This is a genomic window from Prevotella sp. P4-51 (assembly GCF_002251455.1).
In the GTDB taxonomy this organism is placed as follows: domain Bacteria; phylum Bacteroidota; class Bacteroidia; order Bacteroidales; family Bacteroidaceae; genus Prevotella.
In genome coordinates this window covers 109,725-128,552 of record NZ_NPJM01000049.1, presented here as the reverse complement: position 1 = coordinate 128,552, position 18,828 = coordinate 109,725, and the positions used below count along the sequence as shown (strand labels likewise).

Here is an 18,828-nt window from a genome sequence, read left to right as displayed (position 1 = left end):
GTATGAAGAATCCATATAAAGTATTAGGGTTAAAGCAAGATGCTAGTAACTCAGACATTGTTAAATCGCAAATTAAAGCTCTGAAGTCGAAAAAATATACGATGAAAGAGATAACCGAAGCACAGGCGACCCTCAGAAAGCCAGCCCAGCGATTGGCCGCAGACTTTACTTTCCCGATTTTGGATGAAGAGAAAGTAATTCCGTTAGCGTCTTCTGTTAAAAGTGAAGAGGTTAATTTAGAAGCGTTGGATTTGAATAAGTATAACTCGTTAAAATAGAATCCTATGAGTGTAAGAAGTGAAATAGCTAATAAAGTTTCTGAACTATCAAGAGAGAATCTTACATTAAGAAATCAACTTGAAGAGTTTGAAAAAAGTCAAGATAAGAGAATTGACGAGATTTTCTGTGAGTTTTTGACTGTCCTGGACACGTTCGAAAGAGCAGAACAAACTATTAAAGAGCGTGAATTGGACAAGGATGAGACTACAAAGAAAGCTATCAATAGACTTCTTAATGCAAAGAAAAAAGCATTGGGAGTTTTGGAGAAATTTAATGTGCAGAAAATTGAATTCGAGAATAATAAATCCATTGAGGAACTATGTGAAGTAGCAGATACTGAACCGGATCCTGGTAGAGAGACTGGTGATATAGTATCTATAGAAAAGCAAGGCTATACAAGACAGGGACATTTGATTCGTCCTGCTGAAGTTATTATTGTAAAAAATTAGAAATCGTTATTATGTTCCTATTCAAGAAAAACGACAACATCGGAAAGTATGTAGTTGTCTTCCCGCATAAGGAAGGCAGCTATGCTCAGACATATCGTGTTAAGGATGAAAATGGAAAAGTAAAGTTCCTGAAATTGATTTTCATGGAGGAACTTGAAGTGTATCAGTATGACAAGGATGGGCAAGTTATCGAGGTTGAGTTAGCCAGTAGTCTAAATCACATGAATTTATGTTCATTTGTTGACTCTGGAAAGCTTGAAAGGGACGGTCATCAATTGTTGTATGTTGTCACCGAGTATGTCAAGGGAGAGAATCTTAATGACAGATTGTATAGAGGTGGAACCCTTAGCCCGATGGAGATCCGACAGGTTATGTCTGCACTCCTCTCTGCCATCAACTTTATCCACACTCTTGAACGTCCGGTGATTCATAATGAAATAACCGTTGAGAACATAATGCTTGATACTGTGGGTAATCTAAATAACCTTAAGCTCATAGATTTTGGTGCAGCAAGATATGCCGATTTAAAGCCTGATACAAAATCTTGGCATGGTCAGAACTTATATTATGTAGCCTCAGAACGCTTCTTTGGTGATGGTAGTGTTCGTTCTGATTTGTTCTCTGCAGGAGTTGTACTTTACAAGCTTATTTTCGGAATTATGCCTTGGGAAACAAATCTTGCAGGATTAACCTTGCAAGAACAGGTTCAGGCTATAGTGGAAAAACGAAATGGGCCTTTATCATTACCAAATATACAAATAATGGAGATGGATAATGATCTGTTGAAAGTTATGGTCAAGGCATTAGCTCCAGATCCAAACCAACGTTTTGCATCTGCCAAGGAGTTCTTGGATGCAATAGAACGTAAGATTGAAATCGATGCCCCGCCTATTTCTATGACTCGTGTAAATCAGACAGAAGAGAAAAGCAAGATTCAACCAAAGCATGGTAATGGGTTCGCTGATGTTGCTGGTATGAATGAGATAAAATCTATCATGCAGAAGAAGATTATAAACATCTTGAAAGACCCACAGAAAGCGGAACGCTTCAAGATACAAATTCCAAATGGAATGCTGCTTTATGGCCCTCCTGGATGCGGAAAATCTTTTATTGCTGAGAAATTTGCTGAAGAAGCAGGCTACAATTATGTGTTTGTCAAGTCATCTGACCTTGCAAGCATATACGTACATGGTTCACAGGAAAAGATAGGTGCTTTATTTGATGAAGCAAGGAAAAATGCGCCCACGATACTGAATTTTGACGAATTTGAAGCCTTGGTTCCAAATCGTAGTAAAATCAATAATTCAAGTGAATCAGGAGAGGTGAATGAATTCCTTTCGCAAATGAACAATTGTGGCAAAGACCGTATATTTGTGATTGCCAGTTCAAATCGTCCAGATTTGATAGATCCGGCAATTCTTCGTAAAGGACGTATGGATAAAGTTATCTTTATTCCTGTTCCAGATAAAGAAGCCAGACAGGGAATCTTTAAAATCCACATGAAGGATCGACCAGCATCAGACGATATTGACTATGCTCGTCTTGCAGATATGACAGAAAACTTCGTGGCTTCTGATATAGCATATATAGTCAACGATGCTGCGACCAGAGCTTTTGAGGATGATGTGGATATTACTCAGTCTCTTCTCGAAGAGGTTATCAAAGAGAATAATCCATCAGTCAGTTCAAGTGATTTGCAATCTTATGAACAGATGAGAAAGAAGATGGAGTCTTCTGGTGTTGAGCCAGAGCGTCGCCGAATCGGATTTGTTCAGTAGTATAAGTCTCGTATAAAAATAATAGATGTATTATGAGTAAACTGGTTAAAATCGCTATAGAATGTCCTAAGTGCTCTCATCAGTACTCGGGTGATTTCTTTAGGACTATATGGGGAGAGAATGAGGCGAACCGCAGTATGGTAATGGAAGACAGAATCAATATTGCGAAATGCCCATCATGTGGCCACCAATTCCATTTGCCTTTGGCAATGATGTATGTAGATGTGCAGAAAGGTTTTGCTGTATGGTGGGAACCTAACCATGATCCAGGTATTGATTCTGACTCTGCTTCTTATGCAAAAATGTTTGGTGTAAACAGTTATTATGCAAAAGCTCCTAGAATATCTGATTGGGAAGAGTTTAAACGTGTCGTTAAAGAGTATGACGATGGAATTAGAGTTGGCAGTCCGATAGAGAAGATGGACTTCAAAGCATTAAAAGGAACGATGAATCAATCAAAGAAAAGCGGATGTGCTGGAATCTTGCTTGCATTGATTATAGTATCTGGAGCTCTTGTTTTATTGTAAAATCATTAATAGAATAAAAAGTTGTTAGACACTTTAAGTTTTAATCAAAAGAAGGCTCTTGCTCATGTTGGACTGAGTATATTGAGTATTTCATATGGTGGAAGAATCAAAACCAATGAGCCTGATGTATTCGCTTTGTTTGTGGATTTTTTCTATGTTGACTCACAAGAAGAAATTCTTCCAATCCTTCAAGACATAATAGCAATGAGTCAAGAGGAGGCAACGGAGATAGCTAAACAGTTGAGTAATCGCGAGAAGGATGAGTTCCGTACTTATATGGTAGATGCAGCAGGTGGGGATAGTAGAAGACTCCTTGCCCTGGCTACTTTCATGCAAAATATTGGATTTAATTCAAGCTATTTTGATTAGTAAAGATATGATGAGACTGATTTCAAACGGTGAACCGTATGTCTATACTCACCGCTGCACGGGGAGTGAGAATAGAGGCGATATAATGACAATGGAGGGCGTACATCGCTTCCTAGTTGAAACTCTATATGAGAGTTTTCTTCATTGCGGCTCCAAAATAAAAAAAGTTGAGGATTCTTGGAAATATCGTAGTGTAGAAAAGACAGGAATCTTTCAAGGGTTGTTCTCTTCGCTTAAACAACAACCTGATCTGTTTTATAGAATGGATGGTGACTCTCATGACACATGGTTTTACGTTATGCCCAGCAGGGATGACATATCTCTAATTGATATGAAATTTCTTGGAAAATCCGTGGAAAAACGTGGGATTCTACCAGTTTTGGTTGTAGGTGATTTGTGGTGTTTTGACACCAATGGCCAAAAGAATATCTGTGGCGCTGCGTATGCAGCAAAGTTTGAGACAATCTCATTGCTAAGGGACAAAAACAATCCATTACCGCAAGTTCTATCTCAAAAACAACTCATAGAGAAAGTCGCTTTATGTTGGCAAAACCTTGATGGTGATATTATTGAAACATACCTTGACAAAGATTTTCATTATACATCTGATGCTGTTTTCTATGAAATGTCGAGCAGACGTGAATATATGAACTATTTACGTGGCAAGTTCGAAAGATTGAAAGATGGTTCCAATCCAATTGGTGTCCAGATTGGACGGATGGATGGTACAAATGATTTTGCACTACTTTTGCATCAAAGTGCCTATAATCAATCTTTGTTAGTTACCATTAAGGTTAATGAGGGACGTATTACATCAATGAGGATGAGTGAATACGAGGTGTAATTATTATAGGATAGGATTTATAATGAATATAAAACTTCTTTATTTGTTGTTGTCGGCATTACTTTTACTATGCCTTGCCCCGATGCCTTATGGTTATTATCAATTGGTGAGATTTATCTCAATGGTATTATTTGCGCTTTTTGCGTATAACTATTGGATAAAGGAGATTAAACCATTGGCGATAACCTTTGGCGCATTGGCACTGTTGTTTCAGCCTTTTGTTAAAGTCGCTCTTGGCAGGGCGATGTGGAATGTCACAGATGTTGTTGTTGCACTTGGACTGATTGGGTTATACCTATATGAGAATAATAAGGCTGGCAACTAAAGGCTGTTTAAAGATAGCCCTGGTATCTATTCCCCTTTTTCGTAAGTTGCAGGTTCTTTGCCTGTGAGTATGTCAACAAAAACTTTAACCCTTGCAAAATATTCGCGGACATATGTCATAAGTGCCATTTTTGATGTGGGGTCAGCGGCATTGTAGCCCTGAATGCCATGTACTTCATGGCCAAGATGTTCAGTAAGGTAAATCGCTCTTTCGTTATGGAATCTTTATGATATAACCACAAAGCTGTCAAGATAACCACATAAATAATTCTCTTCATATTGCTTCCTAATTTAAGTTGATGATGGCATATATTAGTTCGATGTAAACAAGAATGGGTATTACAACACAGATAATGACGGAACTGACGACATAGTTCCAGCCAATCTTCTTGAACCATAGTAGAAAATCTACGGATTTTTTGAATGCCCAGTCGCATCGATTTCTGAAGCTCATTTTGTCTTTCCAGATAAAGATAATCCATGCTGACATGAACATAGGTGTTAGAAATGGCATTCTTGTGATGTAGTCAAGCATTAACGTCCATGACAATGGGATGACAAGATAATATACAATAATATTAACTTCATTATATGTCGCTCCAGTCATTCTGGCTATAAGATGTTCTGCTCCTGCTACTATTGCAAAGATTGGCAGTGCTATTGCCATTGCAATCTTTCCAAACAGAGAGCGTGAATCCCAATATGCTCTTAGTTTACTCATCTTTAGATAATTGTTCTATTATTTCAGTCGCATTCTTCATATATTTTTCTTGCACAGGATGGCTTTCAAGTCCTTTTTCCATTGATTTCTTGAATATGCTGTCATTTTCCAACGGGTTTACTACTCTTTTGAGCTTGATAGTACCTATAATCAAGTCGCCAAGTTCTTGTGCTTCTTCCCAATCCTGGACATAGAAGTTCTCATTGAAGTAAATGACTATGTGAGAATCCTGGAGATAGGTGACAAACTGTTTCTGAATAATGGTGTCATTATCCACGTAATTTGCAAAGTATAGGATACTCGTTGGATAACCTCCGACCTCTACACTATCTATTTCATGTATAAGTTCCATGTCATCGCCACTTATAGCCCTTGCAGTCTTGGCCATTTCTTTTGCTTCGTCAATGTTCTTCCATTTGAAGGGCATGAAAGTTTTAACAAAGTGGAACCATACAACACTGCCATTAGGGTTGAATATCTCTACCACATTCTGTAAGGAGTCCAATCCTTTCCATCCTGATGAGTCGCACACCCAACCTTTGGGGAGGTTAATGGAAAACAGTTCGTTCTCATAAGCCATGGGGAAAGGGTCGTCTTTTATTGAACGACTTGGTGTTGGCTTACTGCAAGACACCATTCCGGCTATTGTTATCCCAAGTAATACTATTCCTAAAGCTCTCATGATGTTTGCACTTTGAAAACTTGACAATTATTGACCTCTAATCTTTCTTTTATGCCGGTGACAATACGTTTGAGGAATTCATCTTCAACTGTAATGGAGTCAAGGATGCTTTTAGCTGTGTCTATTTCGCCAATTTCCCGGTAGAACTCAGCTTTCATCACACTATCTGTGATCAGATTGTTTATCAACCACAGGCCGTTTTCATGGAAAAGGGTCTTGTCTTCTTCGCTGCTGACTTTCTTTTCATCTGTCCTATAGTAATAGTCATTATACGCGTGATGAAGCATCATGCGCACATTGATTTCCTCTTTCTCGTTCAAGAAACCCTCCTCTGATAATTGTGTGAATGCTTCTTTCATTTCAGGGTAGGTTAGGAGGCCTTTCTCAAATGAATAGCCATCCTTGGCATACTTCACCTCTTGTCTTCCCGTAATGTAGTATTTTCCACAATGGGGACATTTCTGGACATACGAGATTTCTGGCAGCATGGGAGCAATTTGTTTGTTATCTGACCACAACTCAGTTCCAAAGGTATTGCCTGAGATGAGTGACATGATTTGTTTCTCAGTGCCACAGAATGGGCAGATGAGAATTCGCGGATTACCTGGCATCATAATTGTACTCTTTTTAATTGTTTATAATTGAACTAATTTTGCAATAGTCTTATTGTGTTATCTTAATCACATTTTTTGCATTATCAATCTCGATTTTCCCAAGTCGTGCCAAAACGCTTTGGCCAAGTAGTAGGGGAGCCTTTTGGTTTCTTACAACAGAAGCGCGGATATTATTCAGATCCAAACCGCCAAAATTGACATTCTTGATGTTGATGACTGTTCCTACATTGACATCGCCATTCGCATCCATATACCTTTGGTTGCCGATGACATCGTTCTTTGATAGATAGCCGTTTTTCATCATGAAAGTGGCTTCCACCATTGAAAGAGTCACATCGCTTGCCCCTGTGTCAAAGACAAAGTGCAGTGGAAGACCGTTTATGTGGCATTTCACCTTGCAGATACCGTCTTCCTTGGTAAAAGGGATCTCTGTAATAATCAGTTCTTTATTTGTTACATGATTGCTTTGTTCCCTGTAGGTTGATACTTTCGCAGACTTATACTTTGAGACAAGTGCCTTGAATTCTTCTGTATCACGTAGGAAGTCCATGTCAAAATCCCGTTCGACATGAGCAAACCGGTTGTACCCAAGTTCAAACGATTTCTCCAGACAACGTAAAGCGTTTGTCTTATCCTGCATTCGTGAGTAGAGACAAGCAGCATCATAGTAACTTCCGGCATCTGTTGAATCTCTTGCTATGATGCTATCGATAGCTGCTATTGCCTTGTCATAATCACCCATCCCTTGGTATGCGTAATGAATACAGTCGTATTTTTCAGGAGAGTTCTCTATTTCAATTACTTTTGTAAAATCAGCTTCAGCTAATTCTTTCTTGCCTTGTTTCATATAGACGTCTCCTCTGCTTACGTATGCATAAGAATATTCAGGGTCTAAGACTATAGACATTGAAAGGTCTTCTATTGCTCCTTCCATATCTCCAGCCAGTTCCTTAAACCATCCCCGTCGATAGTAGCCGAAACCATATTCAGGCTGTGCTTCCAGTACGTTGTCCCATTCGGCAATTGCAGATTTCACATCGCCCATCTCGTAATATATGTTGGCTTTTCGTGCTTTATATGAGAGGTCTGTGCTGTCCAGGTTTAGAGCTTGATTGATACTATTAAGAGCATCCTCATAGTCACCAAGTTCATAATGGCATTCAGAAATCCTTTGGTGTATAACTGGCGAAACGTCTTTACTGTTCGCTGTTTCATAGTACTCTATGGCTTTCGTATATTGTTTGCTCTGTTCGTACATCGTTCCTATGATATACGGCCATGTGGCTTCATTCGGCGACTTTGCCGATTGAACTTTGATTTTGGAAACCAACATTGTAAATGCCGGTTCTTTAAGCGTGTTTGCCAGATAGAGCGCTTTCCTGTCCCAATCAAGGCTTAGTGCCTTCACAATATCATCCGTAGCTTCTGCCCATTTTTCTTTGCCAATATATGATTCAGCCCTGAAGGAATAGCCAGATGAGTAGTCGCTTGCCAGTTTGGTTACATAGTCAAATTGTTTAATGGCATCGCCCCATCTTTTCTGAGCATTTGCATTACGTCCTATACCCATGTAGCCCATTGTCTCACCTGGCTTTAATTCTATCATCTTTTGATAGTCTGCATCGGCAAGATCATATCGTTCCTGTTCATAATAAATCTGAGCACGTTTTTCGTATAAGCTGTTCTCGTCTGGCTTTATCTTGATAGCTGTGGTAAGGTCAGCTATGGCCTTAACTGTATCTTCGAGATTCAGATATACATCTGCTCGTGTAGAGTAAGCAAAGATGACATATTCAGCATCCTTCTTGGGAAGTAACTTGATTGCCATATCAGCAGCAGTCAAAGCTCGTCCATATTCTTCTCCGTGCGCTCTTAACATGGCAATCCATGAATAAGAATACCCGTTCTTAGGATTCTCCTGTATATCTTTGTTGAAGAATTCAAGAGCTTCCTCCGTCTTCTCATTCTGAACCGATTCAACACCTCTCATGTAGTTGTATGATGTCGGGCGGTTGTTCTTCTTATCTTGCGCATTTGCGCTTAGAGCCACCGATAACAGTAGCAAGGCCAATAGTTTCTTCATGTGAGATTCCTTTTTATTTGTGAATACTAAGATTATGTAGTCGTTGCCTAATACATTTTTAGTCCGAGAACGTCCCAGAAGTCAGAAGGCAAAGCTACATTTTCCAATGGAACACATTCCTTGAATAGAGGGGCTATCTGACTGACAGAATAACCAGCGACTCCACAACCAACTCTCGTAACCAGAAAACGTAATTCAGGATGTTCAGCTGCAAATGATGTGAATCTTCTGATGGCCTCACTCATTTCTGCAATGCCCTCCATTGTCGGGATAGCGTAACTTTTCCCTTGTAATCCTTCACCTTGTCCCCAAATGGCTCCGAATTTGCGCATTGCATAGGCAGCAGCTCCTCCTCCGTGGTAGCCGCTTGCGTTGCTGCCAAATACGAATATCTCATTTTCTTCAAGATGGTCAATACGATCACTTGATACTCTTGGCCCATAATACTCCTTTGCATATTGACGCTTTCTTTCAAGTATTTCCTCTCTTGACATTTCCCTTTCTTCCTCGTACATCCTGTTCATTTTTTCATAGTAAGCACGTCTGGATGACCGTTCACGTCCCCAAGTACTGCCAGCTCCAAGATTGTTGTGGCTGAATTCGACGACATTTTCAATGGAAAGCAAATCTGTCACTTCTTTCACGTTATGTGCTGAACCCATATATGCAAAAGACCAGCCTTCTGACTTCAGTTGTTCTATCAGCCGACGTAATCCGGCTGCATCCCATTCTCTGGATGCGTTTTCCAAACCGTCCGTTAAAACCGTAACAACAGCTGTTGCGTCTTTGTCATCTTTTATTCGGTCGTGAAGGTGTGTCAATGACTGTCCCATAGCATCGTATAACGGAGTACATCCATTGGGCATGTAGTCCTTGAAGTCTTTCACTTCAGAGATTGGCTGGTTGTCAATCATTGTGCGTACATCAGGTCTATTTGAGCCTGAGTCAAAAGTGACAAGAGTCAATGTGTGCTCCTGTGTTGTCTCAAACTCTTCCTGGGCACTACGAATTGTACTTATTGTTTCATTGATACCTGAAAGTGTGGCTTCTCGGAGGTGACTCATAGAACCACTCTCGTCAACTATAATCAAATTATAGATTTTTGCTTTACCGTTGTTCATTTTGGCATCTTTTGTATTTTGCGTATTTTCACTATGTTCTGATTCTTCCTCTTTGGTTGGCTGAGGGGATTCAGTAGTGGCCTGTGGCGTTTCACTATTCTCCTCTGTGACCGTTTTGTGGTTGCTATCCTTGTTGAACAGCTTCCAGAATTTATTTATCTTCTTCATGTCTTTCTGTTTTTATTTGTTTCCAAACTTGTTCTCGAACTCTGATATAATGCTTTGAAACTCCTCTGGGAGATAGTTCATGGCAGAATTTCTCAAATCAGCAGGAACCCCAAAGTATGCTTCAGCAATGCTTCCTGTTATGCAGCCGATAGTATCGCTATCACCTCCTATGGAAATTGCATTTCTTATTGAATCCTCATAGTCTTCTCCATCGAGAAATGCAACAATGGCTTGTGGAACGCTGTCTTGACATGTTCCTCCCCATGTGTAGGTCGGCCTAATTTGTTCACATGTAAACTGAAGGTCGTATTCAAAGCGTTTTTCTATCTCTGAACGTATCTCGTTTTTGTCGCATCCATGCCTTGCCATCATTATGGCTAATGCAGTGGCCTGTGCGCCTTTAATTCCTTCTGGATGGTTATGCGTACATTCCGCGCTCTCCTTTGCTTTGGCAAGAATTTCTTCAATGGTGTCGAACGCCCATCCGACAGGCCCTACTCGCATGGCTGACCCGTTTCCGCAACTATTGTACGGTCGATAATCCTGTTGCCTGATGGAGCGGACGAGCCAAAGTTTGAATCCCCCTCCATATCCACCCATCGGCCATGGGTATTTCTCTCCATACTTACTATAATAATGTGCAACCTCGCCACCATGAAGAAGCCAGTCCGCTGTTGCAAAAGTCAGAATGCTGTCGTCAGTATAACTTCCATTTGGGTTGAAGAACTCAAATTGTTTTGTTTTGATGTTGTTGGGAGTGAACTCATATACACTTCCAACTATATCTCCAATAATGCTGCCAATCATATTTGTCCGTATTTAAGTTGTTAATCAATGTTCCAATAGGCATCTGGGTCGCCATCGAAAGCATCGTCAATTACATCGTCGCTATACCCAGCAACATCCTGTGCATAGGTTCCTGCGTACTTTCCATAATGTGTTCCATATTCCTCTTCGTAGGAATCATCCTGGAGCACTTCATAATCTTCATACTCGTCCATAATGAATTTGTTTTTAAAGGTTATCCTAACATGTTTTAAAGTAATAGCCTGTAAGAAGCGGTTACAGCATTATATCCGAAACCGTTTACATATTCTGTTCCTGCCAGCATCCTTACGTGTTCACCATTGATCTTATAGAACCTTTCTCCTTCGATGATTTTGACGTAAAGTGTTTGCGATACAATGGAGTTGTCACATATCCGCTGTACGGAAACGTCTGCAATATTGTGCCATTCGGGGATGGCCTTTTCGTTATTCTCATTCATATCTTCTTTATTTAGTTGATACTATATTATTTATTTCTCATTGTGTATTATTGACGCTTTGGAAAATTGAGACCATTAAAACCTCCCAGTTTGGGAGGCTAATGTTGTTCAAGACGATTAGAATTCCAGTCTCATCCCAATTTTCTTGGCATCCTTATATGCTTCTTCGTCAAAGGTGTATAACTTTGGAGAGCGATATGGGTTACCTGTGACTTTCTTTCCCGTTTCTTTGATATATCCGAGCTTCAGCATCTTCTTGGGGAAATTCCTTCTGTCTCGAATTGTATTGTCTTCTTCTGGTGGATTAAGAATAGCAATATATATGTTCTGCAGCTGCGGCATCGTGAATTCCTTGTCAAGTAGATTGAATCCGATGGGTTCAAAGTGTATTCTTTCGCGTAGTCTTTCTACTGCATCTTGTATTATCTGGGCATGATCAAATGCAAGTTTCAGTTCAGATAATTCATTAACGGAAAACCACTTGGCTTCAGCAGCATCATCACCGCCTTTGATTACATACTTATCTCTTTTAACCAGTGCATAATATGCTACAGTTACCACAAACTCGCGTGGGTCTCTTCCTCGTGCCGAATACGTTTTAAGTTGTTCAATGAACTCAGGCTTTATGCCTTTGTCATTATTAAAGAGCTTCATTGATGATTCCTCAAATAGTTCCCGATGAACACACTCATCGGTTGGCTCGTCTTTCTGAATGAAGCCGCCAGGTAATGCCCAATAGCCCTCGAAGGCTGGAACTTCACCTGGTTTTGCTTTGCCTCGTTTGATTAAGAGAACTTGCAAAGAACCATCTTCTTTGTCGAAACCGAAAACTACAGCGTCGGTTGTCAATGCCGGATGCCAGTACTTGGACTCCCATTTGCCTGTTTTTTCATTATATTCCATACTCTTAATGCTTCTTTGTGTATTATTTACGCTGCAAATTTACAAAACGATTTTATTCCTACCAAACATTATTGCGTAAAAATTACGCATTAGTCTAAAATTTCAGGAGAATTAACATTTACAATGTATTTTACGGGTATAAAACCTTTGATTAAGACTTCTGCTTGTCTTTGCCAATAGTCGTTGTCTTCAGGTTTTGATACTTCCTTTTGAGTAGCACTGAGATTAACCTTTTTAAGGTCATCGAAATCTGCCCCATATTTCATACCTGGTTGCGTAGCTTCCATGTCGGTATATAGGGTAGCTTCAAAAAGTGCTACGTCAAGATCAATCTTTAGCAATACCAGTTCAGCGCCTTCGGCTTGTCTTTCTTTTATTTTAGGCAATCGGGAACAAAAGCTGGTTCTAACATAATCTTCCAATCCTAATTTTGCATCAATGTCTCGTGTGAGAGCCATATCCTCCCTAACGGGCATGGCAATACTCTCATCAAACGCTCGCTTATATGAGAATAAGCCACCATATTTGATGATTGATTGAATCTTCTGCTTTTCTGTGAAGTGATATAGATACTGAATACCATTCGCTTGCAGATATTTCCTTATTTCGTCTTTGTCTGATTTGTATGCAGGTGAGAAGTTGTCTTTCTGCAAATAGGAGATAGGTTCATTGCTCTCCAATGCTATTTTCTGTTCGTTCTTGAAATATGTTCTTAGGAATAGAACAAATTCTGAAACTTCTTTTTGCGGAAGACTATATTTCCCTTCCTTGTATTTTTTATGTATAGCCATCGCAAGCTCATCGTTCATACGGAAACCGTCTTCAGATGCCTTCTCTGGTGTGCAATGTTGGAATATTCCTTTTAGGTGAAACACTCTATCCGCTTCTCTTTTAAAAATAGAGTTCCTGCCAACTATTTTGTGAATGTATGCCATAAAGTGAGCAGAAGTGTAATCTGCATAGCTCATCTTATTTGCATCCGTATTTTCGATATTTGAAACAAGCAGTTCTCCATAGTGTTCCATGAGGTACCCTCTTAACTTATATGCCCGAAGCTTATGTTGGACATTGATGGGTAAACTCGTGTCGTCATATTTTTCATCTTTATGTGTTTCTTTATCCGTCCAATAAATCATTCTGGATAGGAGCAGATAGAGCGTTTCCAGAAAAACATTCTGAAGTTTCTGGCTTTTTTCATGCAGCTGGTTTTGTCCCTTTTGTCCTAATGCATCTAATATATTGTGGAGAATGTTGACATAGCCGAATATGGCTTCCTTGTTGTGCCAATATATATTAGGCGATGAGAATATATGACTTAATTCTTGCTGAGCAAATGATAATGCGACATTCAATTTGTTAGCTCTGAAATACTTTTGGAATATTTCACTTGCAATATAAGGGTGGAATACTTTGATATATTTGTTGGCAAATTCGTTGCATCTTTCATCTTGTACATCGTAGGGATAGAAAGAATTGGCAGCCTCAGTCGTGAATTCGTCCAACAGTCTTCTGTCATTTATCTGGTGACTATGGTTTACATAATGGATAGCGTCTTTGTGATCATCCATTATGCGGTAGAATCTTTCCTTGATGGTTTCAAGAAGAAAGTCTGTTTCCGCATCATTCAAACCTGTTGCGTTCAATTGCATCTGATAGGTGACAATTAAATCATATAGGTTTTCCCTGTTTGTGTTTTTATGTAGGTATTTGGGCAGCCCGATAACTTTTGGTATAAAATGGTCGAGATAATCAATCTCTTCAACAGTCATACCGTTTGTCCATTGGGGCTTGGGATTCCATGTGAGGACATGATTAAGGTCGAAATCGTAAGAAAACTCATTCTCATTCCTGTTACTGTTTTCATATTCCTTTCTAAATATGTCATATCTGTTCTTTATAAGCTCCAGATTCATCCTTATGCCAAGAGTTGACTTTCCATCGGTTTCAACTAACATTTTGTAGTTAAGAATGTGATTTGTCAACTCACGATCATTGTGGTCTGTTAGGTATTGTAACAAACCAGGAACTTTACAAATGATACGATACAGTTTTGTATATTGCTCTTCATTCAGACAATATGACCACAGAAAGTTCTCCATGCAAGTCTGTCAAGGTAATGGGTGGTAATTCATGCTCATGTATCTTCCCACAAGGAGCTGCTGGAACACCTGTTTTGTAATGGTGTAGTCCATATGTTCGAGAGGTTCAATGATAACGTCGCTCATTTTAGCGATGGCATCGACCTCAGATTCTCCTGTCAATCTGAAAGCGATGAAATAGAGTACGCTCATGTCGTTTAACAACTCAAAGATATAGGAGAATTCAAGTTCCTCCTTATATTTCTTGTCGGTTTCTGCTTGGGTTGCCAATTTCTCATATCGAGCAGTGCTGAGAGACCCAACTTGTTCGTATGGGTTGTTTGCCATCCATCCTTCCAGATAGGGCATAACTTCTCTAAGAGCTGTTTCCCCATAGAATCGAATCACATATTTTGCAGCTTCTTGGAAGTCATCAAATTCTGGCATTTCGTCATTGGCAAATGCCTGATAGACAAAACGTGTGCTGTATGCGCGATACATCATGTTGAGCACTATCTTATGTGGGTAAACCTGGGAGGGGTATTTGTTTCTCCAGTTACCTAAGTTTCTCAGTGCCTCATTGAGAGCTGGTCTTAATTCTATCATTTTTTTTGCTTGTAAAGTTAATTGTTCTTTTGTTTGCTTCCAAAGGATTTCCTAATCTTCTTCCATTGTTGTTGAAAATGAAATCAGAGCACCCTTTATCCGGCTGTTTACAACATTAAATTTCTCCTATTTATATAACGTAAAAATCAGCCAAATATTGCCCCTAACAAGCCGAATATGGCGGCAAGCAGGAGAATGTTCAAAATATACCCAGCAATACTGTATAGGCATCCCTTTGCTTCGTCTTTCACGCTTGACTTAGAATCATTACTGCTGTCATCGCTTTGCCCATACCCCAATTCTTTCAAGTTTTCTTCCAATCCCTTATATACCATTCCGGCAGGAGAAATAAGAGTGTTTTCTGTGTACTTTATGCTATGATACGTGGACACCTCTGGCAAGTAGTTCATCCATAAGGCGGTTATAACCTTGAACACACGAATTATTGCCTCGTTCTGTGATTGGGTCATTTGCTGGTCATCAGAAGCAGTCCTTTTCTGAAGATCAGCGATTTCTTTTGACTTGTTGATGATCCAATCACCAAACTCAAAATAGTTCATGTTGCGGCAGAATGGTTGTGATGCGAATTTGTTCATCTTACTTTCTACGGCCATGAGCTGGAAAAAGCCTATCCAACCAGGAACATAAAAAGAGTGATGGAATCCGACAACTGGAGTCTTTTGGGAAAGCTCGTTTATGGCAATGATAATGTCATTGAGCTTATCTTTCATTTCCCTCTCAGGGAACATGTCTAAGATGTTGTTGACGCTGTTCATATTTATAATAATTTGGTGTGGTTTCTTGGAAAGTGTGCAGCCTTGCGGACAAGGCCGCACACGACAAATAAACAATATTAATGGATGAAGTATAACTTCAGGCCATCCTACTTATAGCATATCTTGCAGGGGCGACGTCCCATTTCTTTCGCTTTCGATAGTGTGACAGTTATTACATGTCCTTCCTCAACACATCTTTTAAGTGCCCTGCAAGATTTCTTCATGTGATACGCATAGGCACTATTGCCTTTGCTGATATACACGTTCTCACTGTTGCTACTCGAAACATGAGGTGTCAAGTATAGCAATGCTGCGAGCAAAATGGTTTTCATACGACACGGGCTTTTTGCAATGTCACTCTGTTAAATGCATTGGCGAACTGTACGATTCTTACTTTCTGAGCACCTTTTATTGCAGCCTCATAGTCACATTCACTGTCAACCATTTTGCTTACCACGACGAATAGTTCAAGGCTCATAAGGAGAACGAAGAATACTACGTAAAACGCACCGGCCAGCTTTCTTGTCGTGATGATTTCGCACATTGCCTCCAATTCTTCCAGGAAACCAACGCTTTCCTTACATTCACGTCTAACGTCCTCTTCTACGTTCTGCTTCTTCTCCGTCCACTTTTGCTCTTGTTCACGCAACTTGTCAACTGTTTTGCTGTTGGACTCCAGAAGTGCCTGTTTGGGGTTCGCTACCTGATTGGTCGTTACTGAAGGATTGTTTACAGTCTTTATTTGTCCGTCAGGCATTACCAGCTTAGATGTACTGTTGGTGACTGACTTCTGGATTACGAATGGATTGGCATTGATGTCCGCTTGTAAGGCGGCGTTTATGCGGTCTATTGAATCGATTTCAAGGTGCAAGGCAGCCAGCTTTTCATCAATGATGCGTACTCTTTGATTGGTCAGGTCAGCTACTTGTACTTCGATGGTATTTGCCATCTGCTTGTCGATGTCCTTGCCAAACATCGTCTGGTCGAATATGGTCGATCCGACGATGGCCATGATGAAAGCAATGATTGCCCTGAAAGCCAGCATTGAAAATGTCTTTTCACTTGTTAATATGATTTGACGCTCAATCATGATGACAATCGTGATGAAGAACAGAGACACAAATCCACAGGCCCAAGTGGGTAGCCCGATGTACCTTTGAGCAAAACAGAATCCTGTAACTCCCCAGATGAGGATGAGAATCAGTAATGCAGAAGTGTATTTGCTTAACTTGCATTTGCTGGCTTCTGAACATTGTGACAGTACGCTTGAACTCCACCCTGTCAACTTGCAACCGAATTTAATCCACCAGTTCATAATATCTTTTTTTATTGGTTTGACTTTGTTGATACTTCACACTATTATGCCGTTGCTCTTTGCTGTGAAAGAGGCTGAGCATTATTAGTTTGTGGCATTGCTTTTCTTTGAGGCGAAGTCATGGCGATGGTAGCGACACCTCTCAGGAAACCACAGTTGTATGACTGAAGGGGTACTGAAGCCTGGTCATCAGCCTTGAACTCTCTTTCGAGCTGTTCCAATTCCTGCTTGTGGGTGGTAATGATAGCCATTTGATTCTCCAGTTCTGTAACAGTTGAGATCAAGCCGGCAGCATTGCAGGTGTCCATACGTGTTTCAATGTCCCTCTTCATCACATCGTAATTCAGATTGATTTCGCGGAATACCATCAGGATCTTGTTCTTGATGATGTTCATGTTCATGTCTCTGAAGGCTAAGTCGCTCTTGACCATGGAATCATTGAATCCTTTCTCTTCATAGTTCTTGTGGAGATATCCATAAATGATATCAATTGGCCAACCGGTAGCATAGGAAACAGTCAGCGGCTTGTTTTCAGGTGATTCAGGCTCAGGAGTCGTCATCACACTGTTGATCTCTTCTTCCGATTGGTCAGCTGGGTTTAAAACTGGCAGCATCGAGATGGCTGCGTTTTCACTCTCATTCTTTCTGTTCAAAAAACTAAAAAGTCCCATAATTGAATATTGTTTATTTGTTAATACTTTCATCACGCTCAATGTGTAATTACGACGCAAAGGTAAGGTTTTGTTTTTAACCGGCAAAATTATTTGCGTAAAAAATACACAATGAACAAAAGATTTAACGTCTCTTAACAGAAAGGACGCAAAAAAATGACTTATTGGGAATGAAATAAGAGGGTGGAACATTTGAAAGTGAAGGATCCTATTCTATAGGAATAAGATGGTGCCCACAACGGATGTAAAAAGGGATATTAATAAAGTACGCGCATGTGCGCGAACAAAAAATAAAAAGGTGCTTACGATAAGCACCTTTTTGTAGGTAGGGAAGTAATCCGAAAGCTTTATATACGCATTATTTCAATCTTTTGTAGCTGCAAAAGCCGAGGTAAAATTCGTTGGATGTTTGCTCATTATTTTGAGGGCGACTGAGCCTTCAGAGCCTCGATATAATCTGTCTTTGCTTGTATCAAGTCATCCTTGGCTTTCAGGGCTTCGTCTTTAGCCTTTAGGGTCTCTTTCAGGCTTTCGACCTCTTTGCGAAGAGAGTCATTCTCGATAAGGAGGTTGTTGCTGAGAGAGACATTGCCAACATAGTTGTTATTGCCACTTACATTATTTGTGGCAAATGAGTTTCCCATGCGGAAATAGTCCAGGGGCATATGGAAAAAGTCAGCAAGTATTTCCAGTTTGGACATACTGATGTCTTTCGTGCGCCTGAAGTAATTCATGGTCTGCTTGCTGTTTTTGAACAGTTGGGTGCAAAGCGTCTGCTGTTGCTCTTTTGAGAGGCTCGCGTAGAGATTATCTACCAGATCAATGTTAAGCATAAATGACAAATCTTACATTTAATATGTTAATATGTTCTAATACCCTCAATATATTGAGCGAATTATTTTTTTATTTCAATGTTTTGAGCTAAATTTGCGTGCAAAATTACGCATAACTCTTGAATTAACAAAGTAAATTGGAAGATTTAACACAATATAATGAGCAAATGACGCAAAAAGATATTGCTGCATATTATGAGCAGTTGACGCGCGGTGAGAAAGGTCGTTTTACGGCATTCATCAGTTTACGTCTTGGTGGTTCGCCGCATTCTTGGCAGCACAGACTGTTGTGTGTTGCCAGAAATACCGCTATTCGCCCTTTGTCCCCCGTTATTATCAGGGAGTTGGGTAGTATCATCAAGACTAACTGCTGGAGAGCGGAGTTTGCCGAATGATTCGGCTTCTTCTCAATGAAATTTG

At 40.0% G+C, this 18,828-nt stretch carries 23 protein-coding genes; 8 read left to right on the top strand and 15 right to left on the bottom strand.

Translation table 11 applies throughout. The features are described from left to right. Positions 1-2 precede the first annotated feature (2 nt). Genes CIK94_RS06810 through CIK94_RS06780 form a run of 7 tightly spaced genes read left to right on the top strand, consistent with a single transcriptional unit; the run spans position 3 to position 4,571 of the window. Positions 3-278 (top strand): hypothetical protein, encoded by a 276-nt coding sequence (locus CIK94_RS06810; protein ID WP_094422145.1) that lies wholly within the window; start codon positions 3-5, stop codon positions 276-278. Positions 279-284: 6 nt separating this feature from the next. Beyond that, the gene (grpE, locus tag CIK94_RS06805) at positions 285-728 is read left to right on the top strand and encodes a nucleotide exchange factor GrpE (RefSeq protein WP_094422143.1); all 444 of its coding nucleotides are present in this window, start codon (positions 285-287) and stop codon (positions 726-728) included. Between the two features lie 11 nt (positions 729-739). Further along, positions 740-2,506: an AAA family ATPase gene (locus tag CIK94_RS06800; RefSeq protein WP_094422141.1), complete on the top strand. Its 1,767-nt coding sequence runs from the start codon at positions 740-742 to the stop codon at positions 2,504-2,506. Between the two features lie 32 nt (positions 2,507-2,538). Continuing rightward, positions 2,539-3,033 (top strand): CpXC domain-containing protein, encoded by a 495-nt coding sequence (locus CIK94_RS06795; RefSeq protein WP_094422139.1) that lies wholly within the window; start codon positions 2,539-2,541, stop codon positions 3,031-3,033. Between the two features lie 21 nt (positions 3,034-3,054). Further along, positions 3,055-3,402, top strand: coding sequence for a hypothetical protein (locus CIK94_RS06790; RefSeq protein ID WP_094422137.1), 348 nt, complete (start codon positions 3,055-3,057; stop codon positions 3,400-3,402). A gap of 7 nt (positions 3,403-3,409) precedes the next feature. Then, positions 3,410-4,246 (top strand): hypothetical protein, encoded by an 837-nt coding sequence (locus CIK94_RS06785; protein ID WP_094422135.1) that lies wholly within the window; start codon positions 3,410-3,412, stop codon positions 4,244-4,246. Positions 4,247-4,268: 22 nt separating this feature from the next. Next, a complete protein-coding gene (locus CIK94_RS06780; protein ID WP_173845679.1) occupies positions 4,269-4,571 on the top strand; it encodes a DUF6804 family protein in 303 nt (100 codons plus the stop codon). Between the two features lie 285 nt (positions 4,572-4,856). Here CIK94_RS06780 and CIK94_RS06775 read toward each other — a convergent pair whose 3' ends face one another. The 15 genes from CIK94_RS06775 to CIK94_RS06705 form a co-directional block, all read right to left on the bottom strand. Continuing rightward, the gene (locus tag CIK94_RS06775; protein ID WP_144008331.1) at positions 4,857-5,291 is read right to left on the bottom strand and encodes a hypothetical protein; all 435 of its coding nucleotides are present in this window, start codon (positions 5,289-5,291) and stop codon (positions 4,857-4,859) included. Further along, positions 5,284-5,973, bottom strand: coding sequence for a hypothetical protein (locus tag CIK94_RS06770; protein WP_094422131.1), 690 nt, complete (start codon positions 5,971-5,973; stop codon positions 5,284-5,286). Before CIK94_RS06770 ends, CIK94_RS06775 begins: the two co-directional genes overlap by 8 nt. Beyond that, on the bottom strand, positions 5,970-6,587 hold the full coding sequence (locus tag CIK94_RS06765) for a hypothetical protein (protein WP_094422129.1): 618 nt from the start codon (positions 6,585-6,587) through the stop codon (positions 5,970-5,972). Before CIK94_RS06765 ends, CIK94_RS06770 begins: the two co-directional genes overlap by 4 nt. 49 nt (positions 6,588-6,636) lie before the next feature. Continuing rightward, entirely contained in the window at positions 6,637-8,670 is a 2,034-nt protein-coding gene (locus CIK94_RS06760) for a tetratricopeptide repeat protein (protein ID WP_094422127.1), read from the bottom strand. Between the two features lie 47 nt (positions 8,671-8,717). Continuing rightward, complete coding sequence (locus CIK94_RS06755) at positions 8,718-9,164, bottom strand: hypothetical protein (protein WP_094422317.1); 447 nt, start codon at positions 9,162-9,164, stop codon at positions 8,718-8,720. Positions 9,165-9,971: 807 nt separating this feature from the next. Further along, positions 9,972-10,766, bottom strand: coding sequence for an ADP-ribosylglycohydrolase family protein (locus CIK94_RS06750; RefSeq protein WP_094422124.1), 795 nt, complete (start codon positions 10,764-10,766; stop codon positions 9,972-9,974). A gap of 20 nt (positions 10,767-10,786) precedes the next feature. Continuing rightward, on the bottom strand, positions 10,787-10,960 hold the full coding sequence (locus CIK94_RS06745; protein ID WP_254046158.1) for a hypothetical protein: 174 nt from the start codon (positions 10,958-10,960) through the stop codon (positions 10,787-10,789). Between the two features lie 35 nt (positions 10,961-10,995). Continuing rightward, a complete protein-coding gene (locus CIK94_RS06740) occupies positions 10,996-11,226 on the bottom strand; it encodes a hypothetical protein (protein WP_094422122.1) in 231 nt (76 codons plus the stop codon). A gap of 117 nt (positions 11,227-11,343) precedes the next feature. After that, positions 11,344-12,129 (bottom strand): NUDIX domain-containing protein, encoded by a 786-nt coding sequence (locus tag CIK94_RS06735; protein ID WP_094422120.1) that lies wholly within the window; start codon positions 12,127-12,129, stop codon positions 11,344-11,346. A gap of 89 nt (positions 12,130-12,218) precedes the next feature. Further along, complete coding sequence (locus CIK94_RS06730) at positions 12,219-14,084, bottom strand: DarT ssDNA thymidine ADP-ribosyltransferase family protein (RefSeq protein ID WP_158216532.1); 1,866 nt, start codon at positions 14,082-14,084, stop codon at positions 12,219-12,221. A gap of 153 nt (positions 14,085-14,237) precedes the next feature. Then, positions 14,238-14,813 carry a hypothetical protein gene (locus tag CIK94_RS06725; RefSeq protein WP_094422116.1) on the bottom strand — a complete coding sequence of 192 codons (576 nt, stop codon included), beginning with the start codon at positions 14,811-14,813 and terminating at the stop codon, positions 14,238-14,240. Positions 14,814-14,959: 146 nt separating this feature from the next. Further along, entirely contained in the window at positions 14,960-15,589 is a 630-nt protein-coding gene (locus CIK94_RS06720; protein ID WP_094422114.1) for a hypothetical protein, read from the bottom strand. 328 nt (positions 15,590-15,917) lie between these two features. Continuing rightward, on the bottom strand, positions 15,918-16,904 hold the full coding sequence (locus tag CIK94_RS06715) for a DUF4407 domain-containing protein (RefSeq protein ID WP_094422112.1): 987 nt from the start codon (positions 16,902-16,904) through the stop codon (positions 15,918-15,920). Between the two features lie 44 nt (positions 16,905-16,948). Continuing rightward, entirely contained in the window at positions 16,949-17,662 is a 714-nt protein-coding gene (locus tag CIK94_RS06710) for a hypothetical protein (protein WP_144008330.1), read from the bottom strand. 329 nt (positions 17,663-17,991) lie between these two features. Then, positions 17,992-18,408, bottom strand: coding sequence for a hypothetical protein (locus CIK94_RS06705; RefSeq protein WP_094422108.1), 417 nt, complete (start codon positions 18,406-18,408; stop codon positions 17,992-17,994). Positions 18,409-18,545: 137 nt separating this feature from the next. Between CIK94_RS06705 and CIK94_RS14040 the strand changes: the two genes are divergently transcribed. Beyond that, on the top strand, positions 18,546-18,803 hold the full coding sequence (locus CIK94_RS14040) for a hypothetical protein (protein ID WP_103916203.1): 258 nt from the start codon (positions 18,546-18,548) through the stop codon (positions 18,801-18,803). Positions 18,804-18,828 lie beyond the last annotated feature (25 nt).

What these genes read in the sequence shown, in the direction of transcription:
- CIK94_RS06750 (WP_094422124.1), bottom strand. Translation starts at nt 10,766, where the DNA reads ATGATTGGCAGCATTATTGGAGATATAGTTGGAAGTGTATATGAGTTC.
- CIK94_RS06755 (WP_094422317.1), bottom strand. Translation starts at nt 9,164, where the DNA reads ATGTCAAGAGAGGAAATACTTGAAAGAAAGCGTCAATATGCAAAGGAG.
- CIK94_RS06765 (WP_094422129.1), bottom strand. Translation starts at nt 6,587, where the DNA reads ATGATGCCAGGTAATCCGCGAATTCTCATCTGCCCATTCTGTGGCACT.
- CIK94_RS06745 (WP_254046158.1), bottom strand. Translation starts at nt 10,960, where the DNA reads ATGGACGAGTATGAAGATTATGAAGTGCTCCAGGATGATTCCTACGAA.
- CIK94_RS06715 (WP_094422112.1), bottom strand. Translation starts at nt 16,904, where the DNA reads ATGAACTGGTGGATTAAATTCGGTTGCAAGTTGACAGGGTGGAGTTCA.
- CIK94_RS06735 (WP_094422120.1), bottom strand. Translation starts at nt 12,129, where the DNA reads ATGGAATATAATGAAAAAACAGGCAAATGGGAGTCCAAGTACTGGCAT.
- CIK94_RS06740 (WP_094422122.1), bottom strand. Translation starts at nt 11,226, where the DNA reads ATGAATGAGAATAACGAAAAGGCCATCCCCGAATGGCACAATATTGCA.
- CIK94_RS06770 (WP_094422131.1), bottom strand. Translation starts at nt 5,973, where the DNA reads ATGAGAGCTTTAGGAATAGTATTACTTGGGATAACAATAGCCGGAATG.
- CIK94_RS06780 (WP_173845679.1), top strand. Translation starts at nt 4,269, where the DNA reads ATGAATATAAAACTTCTTTATTTGTTGTTGTCGGCATTACTTTTACTA.
- CIK94_RS06760 (WP_094422127.1), bottom strand. Translation starts at nt 8,670, where the DNA reads ATGAAGAAACTATTGGCCTTGCTACTGTTATCGGTGGCTCTAAGCGCA.
- CIK94_RS06800 (WP_094422141.1), top strand. Translation starts at nt 740, where the DNA reads ATGTTCCTATTCAAGAAAAACGACAACATCGGAAAGTATGTAGTTGTC.
- CIK94_RS06795 (WP_094422139.1), top strand. Translation starts at nt 2,539, where the DNA reads ATGAGTAAACTGGTTAAAATCGCTATAGAATGTCCTAAGTGCTCTCAT.
- CIK94_RS06720 (WP_094422114.1), bottom strand. Translation starts at nt 15,589, where the DNA reads ATGAACAGCGTCAACAACATCTTAGACATGTTCCCTGAGAGGGAAATG.
- grpE (WP_094422143.1), top strand. Translation starts at nt 285, where the DNA reads ATGAGTGTAAGAAGTGAAATAGCTAATAAAGTTTCTGAACTATCAAGA.
- CIK94_RS06725 (WP_094422116.1), bottom strand. Translation starts at nt 14,813, where the DNA reads ATGATAGAATTAAGACCAGCTCTCAATGAGGCACTGAGAAACTTAGGT.
- CIK94_RS06775 (WP_144008331.1), bottom strand. Translation starts at nt 5,291, where the DNA reads ATGAGTAAACTAAGAGCATATTGGGATTCACGCTCTCTGTTTGGAAAG.
- CIK94_RS06730 (WP_158216532.1), bottom strand. Translation starts at nt 14,084, where the DNA reads ATGTTAGTTGAAACCGATGGAAAGTCAACTCTTGGCATAAGGATGAAT.
- CIK94_RS06785 (WP_094422135.1), top strand. Translation starts at nt 3,410, where the DNA reads ATGATGAGACTGATTTCAAACGGTGAACCGTATGTCTATACTCACCGC.
- CIK94_RS06810 (WP_094422145.1), top strand. Translation starts at nt 3, where the DNA reads ATGAAGAATCCATATAAAGTATTAGGGTTAAAGCAAGATGCTAGTAAC.
- CIK94_RS06705 (WP_094422108.1), bottom strand. Translation starts at nt 18,408, where the DNA reads ATGCTTAACATTGATCTGGTAGATAATCTCTACGCGAGCCTCTCAAAA.